Source organism: Staphylococcus massiliensis, assembly GCF_043186315.1.
GTDB lineage: Bacteria > Bacillota > Bacilli > Staphylococcales > Staphylococcaceae > Staphylococcus > Staphylococcus massiliensis.
This window is the reverse complement of the sequence record NZ_CP171119.1, coordinates 1057165-1069824: the sequence shown is the minus strand read 5'-3', so window position 1 is coordinate 1069824 and position 12660 is coordinate 1057165. Positions and strand designations below refer to the sequence as shown.

Annotated in this window: 12 protein-coding genes; 1 reads left to right on the top strand and 11 read right to left on the bottom strand. The window is 35.6% G+C overall.

Annotated elements, in window-relative coordinates:
* Positions 1–259: 259 nt before the first annotated feature.
* The 7 genes from ACF3N8_RS05040 to ACF3N8_RS05010 form a co-directional block, all read right to left on the bottom strand.
* Positions 260–1324, bottom strand: a complete 1065-nt coding sequence (locus ACF3N8_RS05040) for an Mrp/NBP35 family ATP-binding protein (RefSeq protein WP_017176748.1) — start codon at positions 1322–1324, stop codon at positions 260–262.
* 447 nt (positions 1325–1771) lie between these two features.
* Positions 1772–3220 (bottom strand): MDR family MFS transporter, encoded by a 1449-nt coding sequence (locus tag ACF3N8_RS05035; protein WP_238100907.1) that lies wholly within the window; start codon positions 3218–3220, stop codon positions 1772–1774.
* A gap of 76 nt (positions 3221–3296) precedes the next feature.
* Entirely contained in the window at positions 3297–3761 is a 465-nt protein-coding gene (locus tag ACF3N8_RS05030; RefSeq protein ID WP_009384825.1) for a SepA family multidrug efflux transporter, read from the bottom strand.
* 69 nt (positions 3762–3830) lie between these two features.
* Positions 3831–5159 (bottom strand): multidrug efflux MFS transporter SdrM, encoded by a 1329-nt coding sequence (gene sdrM / locus ACF3N8_RS05025; protein WP_009384828.1) that lies wholly within the window; start codon positions 5157–5159, stop codon positions 3831–3833.
* A 131-nt stretch (positions 5160–5290) separates the two neighbouring features.
* Positions 5291–5980: a hemolysin III family protein gene (locus tag ACF3N8_RS05020; protein ID WP_009384830.1), complete on the bottom strand. Its 690-nt coding sequence runs from the start codon at positions 5978–5980 to the stop codon at positions 5291–5293.
* Between the two features lie 16 nt (positions 5981–5996).
* Complete coding sequence (locus ACF3N8_RS05015) at positions 5997–7184, bottom strand: UTP--glucose-1-phosphate uridylyltransferase (protein WP_009384831.1); 1188 nt, start codon at positions 7182–7184, stop codon at positions 5997–5999.
* A 92-nt stretch (positions 7185–7276) separates the two neighbouring features.
* Entirely contained in the window at positions 7277–7792 is a 516-nt protein-coding gene (locus ACF3N8_RS05010; protein WP_009384833.1) for a metal-dependent hydrolase, read from the bottom strand.
* A 177-nt stretch (positions 7793–7969) separates the two neighbouring features.
* On the opposite strand from ACF3N8_RS05010, the gene ACF3N8_RS05005 reads away from it, so the two are divergent.
* Positions 7970–8230, top strand: a complete 261-nt coding sequence (locus ACF3N8_RS05005; protein WP_009384835.1) for a hypothetical protein — start codon at positions 7970–7972, stop codon at positions 8228–8230.
* A 319-nt stretch (positions 8231–8549) separates the two neighbouring features.
* On the opposite strand, the gene ACF3N8_RS05000 is transcribed toward ACF3N8_RS05005, so the two are convergent.
* The 4 genes from ACF3N8_RS05000 to ACF3N8_RS04985 all read right to left on the bottom strand — a co-directional run bounded on the left by ACF3N8_RS05000 (position 8550) and on the right by ACF3N8_RS04985 (position 12660).
* Positions 8550–9512 (bottom strand): iron ABC transporter permease, encoded by a 963-nt coding sequence (locus tag ACF3N8_RS05000; protein WP_009384837.1) that lies wholly within the window; start codon positions 9510–9512, stop codon positions 8550–8552.
* Positions 9509–10540 (bottom strand): iron chelate uptake ABC transporter family permease subunit, encoded by a 1032-nt coding sequence (locus tag ACF3N8_RS04995; RefSeq protein WP_026048990.1) that lies wholly within the window; start codon positions 10538–10540, stop codon positions 9509–9511. Before ACF3N8_RS04995 ends, ACF3N8_RS05000 begins: the two co-directional genes overlap by 4 nt.
* A 5-nt stretch (positions 10541–10545) precedes the next feature.
* Entirely contained in the window at positions 10546–11532 is a 987-nt protein-coding gene (locus tag ACF3N8_RS04990) for a Fe(3+) dicitrate ABC transporter substrate-binding protein (protein ID WP_238100910.1), read from the bottom strand.
* A 63-nt stretch (positions 11533–11595) separates the two neighbouring features.
* Positions 11596–12660 carry an alanine racemase gene (locus tag ACF3N8_RS04985; protein ID WP_238102148.1) on the bottom strand — a complete coding sequence of 355 codons (1065 nt, stop codon included), beginning with the start codon at positions 12658–12660 and terminating at the stop codon, positions 11596–11598.

Here is a 12660-nt window from a genome sequence, read left to right as displayed (position 1 = left end):
TAATGCAAGGGTTAATTTTACACCCTTTATTAAGTGAGTCGTTTGAAAAAAGCGACTTTTATATCGTAACAACTTTGCAATACAAAGTCAATAACTTTTTTAAAACTTATTAAAGCAACTCATTAGCGAGTTATGCTTTCTTTAGCTCACAAGAAATTATTCTATCAGATAATCATAAAAAATCAAGGGCTTATTTTAATTTTTTCAAACTAAAATAAACCCTTGTCTATAACAAAACGATTAACTTGTAATTCAAGCGTTACTTAGTAGTCGCTTTAATCACTTTTTTCGCGATATCTTGATAAATACCACCTAAAGTATCTTGAGGTTGGTAAACAGATGGAGAGAAATCTTTAGGATCCCATGATGGTTGTTCTAATGGCAGTTCTCCTAATAAATCCGTACCAAGTTCTTTTGCTAACTTAGCACCCCCACCTTTACCAAAGACATATTCTTTATTGCCAGTTTCTTTACTTTGGAAGTAAGACATATTTTCAATAACACCAATAATTGAGTGATCTGTATGTCTTGCCATCGCGCCTGCTCTAGCTGCTACAAATGCAGCAGTAGGATGCGGTGTCGTAACGATAATTTCTTTACTTGATGGTAGCATTGTATGAACATCTAGCGCCACATCACCTGTACCTGGAGGTAAATCAAGGATTAAGTAATCTAATTCGCCCCATTTAACTTCTGTGAAGAAGTTTGTAAGCATTTTACCTAACATCGGGCCTCTCCAAATAACTGGAGCGTTTTCTTCAACGAAAAATGCCATTGAGATGACTTTAACGCCATGTCTTGTTACTGGTAGGACTTCTTTTCCTTCAATTTCAGGTTTTTCATCGATACCCATCATATCAGGCACGCTGAACCCGTAAATATCTGCATCGATTAAACCAACATTTTTGCCTTCGCGAGCTAATGAAACAGCTAAGTTAACTGCAACTGTTGATTTACCTACGCCACCTTTACCAGAAGCAATCGCAATAAATTCAACTGGATTGTCTTTTGATAAAAGTCCTTCTATCGTAAGGTTTTCATCTTTAATGTTACCTCTATAGGCTTCAACCTTTTCGGCTGGTAATTCTTCAAAGCGGATACCTACTGTTTTAGCACCGTTCTCTTTAAGTGTATCTACAATCTCCATTTGAAGATCTAATTGTAATTGACCACCTAGTTGCGCCATTGCAACTTTGACACTTACGTGTTCTTTTTCTTCCTTTACGGAAACTTCTAATATACCTTCAGTTTCTTTTAAAGGGACCTCTAGGATTGGATCTTTGATTTCGCCAACAAGCGATTTCACTTGTTCAACTGTTAACACTTTGCAACTCCCCTTTTCATATGTAAATCGTATTTCAATTTTAACAGAATACCCACTATATGACTAAACATTGATTTTTAATTTAATCACCATTTATAAATATATCATAAGTTTTACTCAATCGTGTCATTTATTCCCATGAAAAGCCCTTTGTATCCATATATCTTTTCAAAGCCCTTTGGACCCATACATCTTTTTGAAAGACCTTCAGAACGAATTGTCCTTTATAAACCCTCTTTGAATGATACGCCTTAAAAATAAACGCTTAGTATCAAAGTGTATTTTATAAAAGCCCTTAGTACCGTACCGATATATCTTTTAGAAAATTTATGACCATGATGCTTTTTTACCCAATTAGGCATGTTTGATTGAAAGGGCTTTTCAAAAGGGATAAAAAAAGGCCCCGAATGATTCATCAGTAAAGATCATTCAGGGCTTTAAAGCTTATTAAATTTGACGCGTATTCACATTTGTTTGGTTAGGATCACGGTCTTTAATATAGAACGACATGATGAGACCGATCGTAACAAGTATTGATGTAATAATAAACGCGAGACTAATACCGGAAGAGACCGCTTCACGGTATGCCATGTGTTCTGAGATTTGACCGTTGTGATCGGGCTTTGCTAACTTCATACCAATCGACATGATTGTAACCATAAGTGCTGTACCAATCGAACTTGAAATGATACGCGCTGAGTTCATGATAGCTGTACCATGCGAGATATCTTTACTTTCGAGTGCATTAATACCTGCTGTGTTGAGCGGCATCATGAGTAATGCAATCGAGAACATACGGATACCGTAAATGACAACCAAATACCAGAACGGTGTATAAACATCTAAGAAGATGTGCAAGATGGTTGTTATAGTTAAAATAACGAAACCAGTAATGACGAGTCTACGTGCCCCGTATTTATCAAAAATCTTACCTGTGACGAGTGACATTGCGCCGTTAATAATCGCGCCTGGTAAAATGACGATACCTGAAAGCATGGCTGAAAGTCCTAATGAATTTTGAACGTACATCGGTACGAGTAAGGCTGGACCTACCATAGCTGTAAATACAATGACGGACGTGATTGTCGTAAGCGTGAATGCGCGATTTTTGAAAACGCGCAAGTTTAATAAAGGATTACGTATACGTAATTGTCTTTTCACGAAGATGTAAATAATGATGATACTTATAACGAGTGATATCAGTACGATTGGGTTGAAGAACCCTAAGTTACCGGCACTACTGAATGCATAAAGCATGATACCGAAACCTACAGTTGAATAAACCACTGAGATACGATCAAGTTTAGGGTCTTTGGTTTCACTATAGTTTGTTATAAACAGTGCACCTAGGATATAACAAATTGCGGCTGTAATCACGACCACGAAGAATGGTGTTCGCCAACTGTATTGATCGACTAAAAAGCCTGATAACGTAGGACCTATAGCAGGTGCGAATTGGATAACTAAACCTGCTAGACCCATGGCAAAGCCGCGTTTGTCTCTAGGGAATAGTGTAAATAATGTGAACTGCATGAGAGGCATTAGGACGCCCGCACCCATAGCTTGAATAACGCGCGCTATCATTAAGATTAAAAAGTTAGGTGCAAATGCGGCAATGACTGAACCGAGTAAGAATGCACCCATTGATAAAAGATATAAGGTCTTCGATTTAACTTTATCCATTAAATAAGCTGTAAGTGGAATCATGATACCGTTTACCAGCATAAATCCAGTAACAAGCCATTGCGACGTGTTCTCGTCAACATGCAAGCCTTTCATAATTGCTGGTAGTGCTGTATTGAGTAAAGTCTGGTTGAGTATAGCCACAAACGCACTTAATAACATAACCCCAACGATTAAATTTCGTTGCTTTGTAGAAATGGAATGAGCGTTCATGAAAGTCACCCCTCCGAATGTGTGTCTATAAATATCTATTCTAAGTAATTAAAGTTAGCATATCAAAGTTTTGGCTTTATTTACGTTTGCGATTGAGATTCTCACTATCTGGATAAAAGATTTCCTTGAATATATACAGTAGTCCGGATATGACAAGAATTACCCAAAAGTCGATATCAATGTCTTTATAATGTATATGGATGATAAAGAAAAACATCGTCGTACTCACAACATAGGCAAGTAAATGGAAGGTAAGCCCTTGGAAATAAGGGCTATGAGATAACTTCTTACGAAATGTTTCCATTAAATATTCTATTGAATAAAACACAATATATCCAAATACAATATAACTACCATAATAGTAAAGGTTCTGATAGAAGCCTTTATTAAAGCTAAACTCTGCCAGTTTAAAATAAATCAATATCCTACTTAAACCATACAATCCAAAGCCTAGAAAAGTTAAAAAGATGGCTCCGGAAATCAAAAATATTAAACAGATAATGAGCGTCGCAATTAAATCATGCATATTAAACCTTCTCATTATCATTCTCCTTTTACATTTCACGTGTTCTTAAGTACTTATCATTATACCTTAGTTATATGAATTGGATTAATGTTTTGTATCTAATTTTACAAGTGACCATATCACGATTAAGAAGATGCAGATTAAGATCACTGTAGCCGCGATATTCTGCATGGAAAGTGAAAACAACATTAAAGGTATACCATACACATACCCCATTAGCGTCGAACCAATGGCGTTACCTAAATTTTTTGTCAGAATATATAAAGACATCATACGTTTCATTTGTGATTTCGACGATTCTTCTTGGATGATCACGCTATCTTTCGTATAAACCGTACCAAAACTTGCACCTGATAACGTGAGTATAGCAGCTACGAGTAATGGATAATGCGCTGAGAAGATAAATAGCACAGAACATATAATCATTGTGGTGAAAGCACCTAAATATAAAGCTTTAAGCGTTAACTTCGCCTCAATTTTATTTAATACGAATGTGATGGTCATCCAAGCTAATGAAATTGGGAAGACGGTTAACCCACTTTGAATGGGTGATAACCCTTTATCTTCTTGTAAATAGATCGGCATATACACTGAAAAGCCCATTAAAACAATCGAGAACACAAAGTCTGTAAAGAACGCTAAGTTAATACGCTTTGAAAACTCTTGAACTGGTATAAATGGCGCATGGTGTTTCTGCTCCGTTTTAACTAAGGCGATAAATGTTACTATAAATAGGATAAAACCTAAGATATTAAGCCATAACATACCTGTTGTTAGGATAGCCATAAGTAAGAAACCGATTAATGCGTAAAGTAAAATGATACCTTTATAATCAAGTTTATTCTTAACGATGGTTTCATTTTCAAAATGGTACGTAAATAAAACGATGATAAACGCGATGATTGCGATTGGAATATTAATGTAGAAGAGCCAATGCCATGAAGCGATTTCTAAAATAAAGCCTCCGAGTAAGGGTCCAACTAGACTTGCGACACCCCACATACTGCCAACGACACCCATTACTTTATATCGAAGTGGAATATCAAATGCTAATTTCGGAATGATTTGCGTCAGTGACATGAGTACGCCGGAACCTAGACCCTGGATAAAGCGAGAAAGAATTAAAATCGCAAAGTTAGGACTTAAGCCCGCAAATAAACTACCGAGTGTGAACAAGATCAAACCACCGATTGTGACGTATATAACTTTAGATCTTGAGAAGATTTCACCTATGATAGGTGTCGCTAATACCATGGCGATAAAGTAAACCGCAAAGACTAGCGATATTTGACCTTCAATATGTAAATCTTCTTTCATAGATGGCAACGCTAACGTAATGATTGACGTTTCAATCGCAGCCATAAACATGATGAGTAATAATGAAATAACGATTAATAACGATCTTAACTTCATCATTCATACCCCTAACTTCAAAATTTTACTTAACCTTATGTAGCTTATCATTTTAAAAGTCCTAATAATATAGGAAAATGGTATGATTTTTAAAATCATACCATTTAAACAATTGCTTATTATATTGACGCTTACATGTAATACATGATTGCGATGTAATGAAATGATGAGGCTACAACGATAAATAGGTGCCAAATCATGTGGAAATAGGCACGGTGCTTTTGCGCATAAAACCAAGCACCTATCGTGTATGCGACACCACCTAATAAGATGTATATCAGAAATGCTATCGATGCTTTCTGAATAATAATTGGAATTAGTATGATCGACATCCAACCCATAACCATGTACATCGCCATACTAAATTTAGGGTTCACGTGAGTCGCTAATACCTTGTATAGAATACCAAATATCGTAATACCCCATAATATCGCGAGTACAGTCCAACCGAGCCAGCCACCTATCATAATGACAAGTATAGGTGTGTAAGTGCCGACTATTGAAATGAAAATCATACTGTGATCAATAATCCTTAACACATATTTATGCGTCGTTCTATTCTCCATCGTGTGATAAACCGTGGATGATAAGAACATTAAGAATATACTAATGACATATATTGATAAACATACGGCATGGGCTGTACCGCCATGAAGGTAGCTTTTAACAGCTACGTAAGGTAACAGACATAGGGCTATACATGCAAATACACCATGTGAAACGGAGTTCGCAACTTCTTCACCAAATGATAATTTGACCGTATCTTTAAAGTTTTTACGTTTTACTTTAATTTGCTTTTGTGTATTTACATGTTGTGTCATTCTGTAACACCTCGAATTAGATAATGTTCATGCGTTTTAAGTCATTTGTAGCAGTTTCAACACTATCTTTACCTTCTTTATTCTTAAGCGGACTGAATTCTTCTTCACGAGGTACTTGTAATGTTACGAATGATTTCGCATATTTAAAGATATCGAAATAGAACAATTCAAATTTAAGAGTAGGTTGTTTTACAACACCGAAATCTTCATCAAGTTGTTCTAATTGTTTGACTGCTAAATGATAAGGTAAAGGCTCTTGAACCGCGTCCTTAATGAACGATACTTTAAATGCATGGATACCTATGTTTGCATTATCAAATGAATTAGCAACAGATTCTTCTAATTCTGAGTATTCAAGTACAGTATCTTTGCCATCTTTTTGAACAAGACGTCCAACGCTTTCATTCTCTTTAGGTTTAATAGATTTCGTCGTAACATCTTTATTTTGTTCTGCCGTAAATCCAGCGAATACCGGATCTAGTACTTTGACTAAGACGTTATCGATATTGTTAACGAATAGGAATTCATTGCCATTATCAATAATTTGATCTAATAAACCTGCTTTTTTAAGCGCTTTGAAAATACCACCGTTACCATTAGGTGTTTCCATAATTTCGCCGTCTTTACTTAGAACAAGTTGACCTTCTTCACTTAACGCAACAATACTTTCTTGTTTAAAGAAATGAATATGCGCACTATCATAACCGAAATAGTTTTGTTCTTCAAAGAATTTCTTCGTTTCAATATCATTAATATCACTTGTCATAATGTACCAATCAAGTGTGTAACCTGATTCTTCACGTAGTTGAAGTAATTGTTTCGCTTGAAGTTCAAATAAGCTAACGCCTTCAATCGTAAATGAACCTTTAGGACCTTTATATCCTAAGCGTGTACCTTGACCGCCGGCCATAAGAATAACCGCAAATTTACCTTCTTTAATGGCTTGAAGTCCTTTTTTGTAAAAGTCCTCTTGAGTGGCATCGTCCATTTCAGCTTTAACATCATAAGCTACTTCATTAATTTCAGATACATCATCAATTGTACGTCGATTTACATATACGTCTTGGTATAGCTCTTGAATGCCTTCTAAATCAAGTTCTTCTAATTTATGATGTAACGCATCTTTTTCTTTTTGACTCATCATTTTTTCAAATTCAACTAAATGTTGTTGGTTATATTTTTCTAAATCTTCTACATTTACCATGTATAAACGCCTCCACACTTTTATATGTGATTTTATTGATACCTTAACAAAAGTATCATATCAGAATACTAAATAACAACTATCAGACTATTTTATGAGAAAAAGATATGTTGAATATTCAGATATTGGTGAATATAGTCTTTAAAGAAAATATATAACGTTACAGCTGAAAATGTAGACGCTAAAGATAAGTCCACCGTGCCACCCGTCTTAAATTGAAACGGAAATTTGACCGAAATGGGTATTGGATATAAAAGCTTTACTCCTCTTTTCGTTAACATATCCAATATGATATGCGAACAAATTCCACCAATAATTGGAAAGACATAGTAATTTGGTGTATGTATGAAATTAAGTAAAACATAGATAATCCCCATAAATAAGAGGGAATGCGTAAATGTTCGGTGACCGAACACTGTTCGAATCACAAAACTTAACAGTTTAAATTTACGACCAACCTTGCTACTTGCGTGACAAATGTCTGGTAGTAAGCTCGACAAAGCAGCAAGTGTCATAATAGTTGTTGATACAAAGATGTCTTCTTTAAAATATTGAATACTAAGTGCGCCTACGAACATACCGCAGGCTAAATGTGTTTTTCCTGTCATATCACTTGCTCCTTTACGCTAGAGTATAACATAAAATATACGAACAAGCGAACGTATTTTCGCTTTTAAATAGTATGACATATTTTCATAATATGGTAACACAATTATCTTGAATAGATGCGTAACTATGGGGTATCATAAAAGTATATTCAATATTTATTAAAGGATGTGTCTTTAATGGCAATGACAGTAAAGAAGAACGATAAAGAAGTTCGTATTCAATGGAGAGTAGCTGACATTCGTATCCCTAATGAGGATATTGTTAATGTATCTGAAGACCAAGACATTCACGCAACACCGGACTTAGATGATGAACAAATCTCTCGTATCGGTACTACTTTTGGCAAAACGAATCGTGTAATTATTGATACTAAGGATCATGAATATATTATTTATACTTTAAACGATAAGAAAGTGTATAACGAAGTGACGAAATAGTTATCTAAATAACTTTGGTTGCTCTTACTTTCCTTTAACAGCATGCTTTCCTGTAAAGTCCAACTCGTATTTTTAATACGGTAGCTGGACTTACTAAGAAGCTCAGGCTTCTTTGTTCATGAGAAAGAGCCCCGGCTTCCTTAGCTTGATAATTTGCTTGCGCAAATTTCTGTGCCGGGGCCCCACCCCTAGGAGTCAGCTGTTAGGAAATTAATTTATGTTAAATAATTAGCAACTGAATAAGGCACTTCTTCATAATTTAAGGGTCTGTACAAATACCGACTGTTTCGGATTTGTACAGACCCTTTTTTTAATTGATTTACATTTTTCTTAAGATATATAAGAAATATGGTGCGCCGACGATGGCGATAATAACACCAACAGGTATATCTAGTGGTGGATGGATACCTCTGGCTAAAGCATCCGATACGATAATGAGTAATGCACCGATTAATCCTGACATCGTAACAATATGAATATGACGATGCCCAACAATACCACGTGCAATATGAGGTGCAATTAAGCCTAGGAAACTAAGTCCACCGACAACTGCAATAGATGCACCTGAAAGCATAACAGCAAGTAATAATAAGACCATCTTAATTTGACGTGTTTTAGCACCGAGACCAATAGCAACTTCATCACCTAGATTTAATATATCTAGCTTTTTACTAAAGTAAATGATGAGCGGTACCGTAATAATGAACCATGGCAAGATGGCATATACATAATCCATAGAACGTCCAAACAAGCTACCTGTTAACCAAACAAGCGCGATGTTTGCTTCCATAGGATGACGAATCAGAAGGAATTGTACGATTGCCATCGCAATAGCCCCTATTGCCATACCGATAAGTGCTAACCTTGATCCATTAATACCTTTCCACGAAATTAGAAATGATAATAAGATACTGACGAGTAACGCGCCAATAAACGATGCAACTGGTAACGCAAATAACGGTGCAGCTGGGAATAAGATAATGACGATAACTGCTGTTAAACTGGCACCTTTCGTAATACCGATGACATCAGGTGATGCGAGTGGATTTCGAACGACACCTTGAATCACTGCACCTGATATCGCAATCGCAGCACCAACTATGAATCCAAGTAATAATCGCGGAATGCGATACTCTTTTAAGATAAAACTAGAATTATTAAATAACTCTTGAATCACCTTAACCGGTGACATATAAACGGCACCGAAACCGAGTGATAGTAATGAGAAGATTAATAACAATGTGATGACAACGATATATTTAAACTTTAAGCTATGTGTCATTTTTGCTTCACTCCTCTCATTGTAATACCTAAGAAGTACAACGCTCCGATGAATGAAGTCACGATACCTACAGGTGATTCAAATGGGAAAGCGATAAGACGACTAAGCACATCTGATATTAAGAGTAAATCAGCACCCATAACCATTGATAAAGAGATAATCGTGAAATAGTTATGACTGACGTAATATTTTACAATGTGCGGCACGATTAATCCGATAAACCCAATTGGACCAGCTATCGAAACAGACGTACCTGCTAAAATCACAACTAAAATACCGATTATAATACGAATCACTTTTGTATTTTGACCAAGACCTCTTGATAATTGGTCACCAAGTTCTAAGATCGTGATTTGTCGACTGAAAAGTAACGTGAATATTAAAGCGATTGCCATCCATGGTAAAACGGATAATAATGCTGGCCATTTAATCGTATATAGAGAACCAACGAGCCAGAACATAATATCAAACGTGGCATCTTCATTTAATAAAATAATACCTTGAGTCAAGCTTGAGAAGAATAAATGAATCGTCATACCTGCTAATGCAAGTTTTATTGGAGTCATACCTTTAGTAGTATCAGATAATAAATACACAGCTAAACCACCAAGAAATGCACCAATAAATGCGAACAGTACTTTACCTGTAGCTAGTGACGGTAATAATGTACTGATTAATACAACAACAAATGAGGCACTCGCGTTAACACCGAATATTTGTGGTGAAGCAAGCGGGTTTCGTGTTAATGCTTGCATCAGTACCCCAGCTACAGCTAATGAAGCACCAATACATATACCTGCTAACATTCGAGGCATTCGAACATTATGTATTAAAAAGGTTGATTTATTTTGTGCACCATTTGTAAAGTATTGCCAAAAGTCATTAAACGTAATACTAGAAGAACCAATACTTAAGTTTAAATAAATGGCAACAAAAAGAAAGCACACACTCACAAGAAATGTGAGTGTCGTGCGTCTTTTTTGTTTTATTTCTATTTGATTGTGAATGTGAGGATGTTTCATAATCATTCACCTTACTTTTCTTTTTTAGAGATTTCAACTAACTCTTTCGCAATTTCTTCAGAAGAGATTAAACCTCTGAATTTAGACCATGTTTGACGATCTACAGTATGAACATTGTCGTTTTGAACAGCGTCTAAACGCTTCCAAACTTTGTCTTGTTCCATTTTCTTAAGTGCTGGATCGTCTTCACCTTTAACCATTAAAAACATTCTCTTAGGATTAACTTCAGAAAGTTGTTCTGAATTCATTTGAAGGTATGGTGAATTTAAATATTCAGGTAATTTATCAGATACGTCTTTATTTAACGCTTCTTTAAATCCAAGTTCACGTAAGAATTCACCTACGTATGATTTATCTGAATGCGCATAAACACCTGACTCAGTAACAGTACCTGGAAGGACTGTCTTTTCTTTATCCATTGTAATTTGTTTTTTCAATTTGTCAATTTTAGCTTTGTGGTCTTTTAAGCGTTGTTCAGCTTTGTCTTCTTTAGATAAAGCTTTACCAATTGTTTTGAACGCTTCTAAGTTTTGTTTATAGCCACTATCTAAACTTGGTAACATGATTGTAGGTGCGATTTTGTTTAATTCTTTATAAACGTTCTTATGTCTATTGCTGTCTGCAATAATTAAGTCCGGTTTTGTTTCACTAATCACTTCTAAGTTAGGTTGCTTTCTTGAACCTACAGACTTATAGTCACCTACTTTATCACGAAGCGGTTCGATAATATTTTCTTTCTTACCGTCATCAGCAATACCTACAGGTTTTACACCTAAAGCCACTAATGCATCTACGAAAGAATATTCTAATGCGACAACTTTTTTAGGATTTTTAGGTACTTTAGTTGTACCACCATCGTGCTTGATTTCAACACCTTCTTTAGGTTCTGCTTTTTTAGAGCCACCTTTAGAACCTGAATCACTCACACTTCCGCAAGCTGTAACGAAAGTAAGTAAAAATACTAATGAAATAATACCAATCAATTTCATCTTATTCATTTGTCTATCTCCTTGCTATTATATTTACCTACACTCTTATCTTATTGATAACGATTATCAATGTCAATAGTTATTTTTATTCAGGATTGGACTTTGCTCTAATTGTTCATTTAATAAAGCAAGTCCTCTATCTTTTAAGTAGACTTTATCAATGAGATTCGTATTCATAAGTTGTGCCATCGCTTGATAATCTAGTCCGAACTGAATCGTGTCTCCAACCTGATAACTGTCATCGTGATGTAAATCAACCATGAGATGATCACTTGTCGCGCCAATAATCGAAATATTGTGGTGCAGCGGGTGTATGTGATTCATCCACGTATCTATCGTGCCAATATCTAGAATCGCTTGTAGAAATTGCTGACGTTGTCGATTGATTCTGGGTTTAATTTCTATAATTTGTGCATTTAAAGTTATCGTGTTCTGATACAACGTTTGAATCGGTTTATCAGTATTTGTATCTACACCTCTAAAGAGCGTCTCACCTACACGAAGTTCATTAATGCGGCCTAAATCACCTTGTTCGAGTAATGGTAATACACTCGAATTACCACCTGATATGACCTTCATATGAAGTCCAGTTGCTTGTTCAAGTTGGTCTATAAACTGGTGCATCATTTCAATATCATGCATATCGGCTTGTATAGGGTTAAAGCACATGAAATTAAATGCTAAACCACTAAGTTCGATATGCGACATGCGCTTGATCTCTTCAATATAATGTAACACGTCGTAGGTATGTACACCTTCACGTCCATCTTTCCAGTCTACCATTAACAATATACGATGTTTCTTATTTAATCGCTTAGCAGCTTCATTGAGCTTTTCAATGGTAGATAACTCAGTTTGAATACTCATTTCACAATGTTCAATCGTTTCTTTATATTGAAAAGCATTGGGTGAACGCAACAGAATAAAGGATTGATACGGTTCCTGCTGCTTGATATTAGATAACCTCGATTCAGCAAAATGACTTAAACCAACTTGGTTAAGTGCCTGAATAATTTCTTGATCGCTACCAACACCTTTAACAACAGGCGTGAAATGGATGTGATTCTGTTCAAGTTTCTGCTTGATGACATGTGCATTATATTGAATTTCTGATAGATTTATCGATATATAGGCCAT

What these genes read in the sequence shown, in the direction of transcription:
- ACF3N8_RS05005 (WP_009384835.1), top strand. Translation starts at nt 7,970, where the DNA reads ATGGCAATGACAGTAAAGAAGAACGATAAAGAAGTTCGTATTCAATGG.
- ACF3N8_RS05030 (WP_009384825.1), bottom strand. Translation starts at nt 3,761, where the DNA reads ATGAGAAGGTTTAATATGCATGATTTAATTGCGACGCTCATTATCTGT.
- ACF3N8_RS05000 (WP_009384837.1), bottom strand. Translation starts at nt 9,512, where the DNA reads ATGACACATAGCTTAAAGTTTAAATATATCGTTGTCATCACATTGTTA.
- ACF3N8_RS05010 (WP_009384833.1), bottom strand. Translation starts at nt 7,792, where the DNA reads ATGACAGGAAAAACACATTTAGCCTGCGGTATGTTCGTAGGCGCACTT.
- ACF3N8_RS04990 (WP_238100910.1), bottom strand. Translation starts at nt 11,532, where the DNA reads ATGAATAAGATGAAATTGATTGGTATTATTTCATTAGTATTTTTACTT.
- ACF3N8_RS04995 (WP_026048990.1), bottom strand. Translation starts at nt 10,540, where the DNA reads ATGATTATGAAACATCCTCACATTCACAATCAAATAGAAATAAAACAA.
- ACF3N8_RS04985 (WP_238102148.1), bottom strand. Translation starts at nt 12,660, where the DNA reads ATGGCCTATATATCGATAAATCTATCAGAAATTCAATATAATGCACAT.
- sdrM (WP_009384828.1), bottom strand. Translation starts at nt 5,159, where the DNA reads ATGAAGTTAAGATCGTTATTAATCGTTATTTCATTATTACTCATCATG.
- ACF3N8_RS05035 (WP_238100907.1), bottom strand. Translation starts at nt 3,220, where the DNA reads ATGAACGCTCATTCCATTTCTACAAAGCAACGAAATTTAATCGTTGGG.
- ACF3N8_RS05020 (WP_009384830.1), bottom strand. Translation starts at nt 5,980, where the DNA reads ATGACACAACATGTAAATACACAAAAGCAAATTAAAGTAAAACGTAAA.
- ACF3N8_RS05015 (WP_009384831.1), bottom strand. Translation starts at nt 7,184, where the DNA reads ATGGTAAATGTAGAAGATTTAGAAAAATATAACCAACAACATTTAGTT.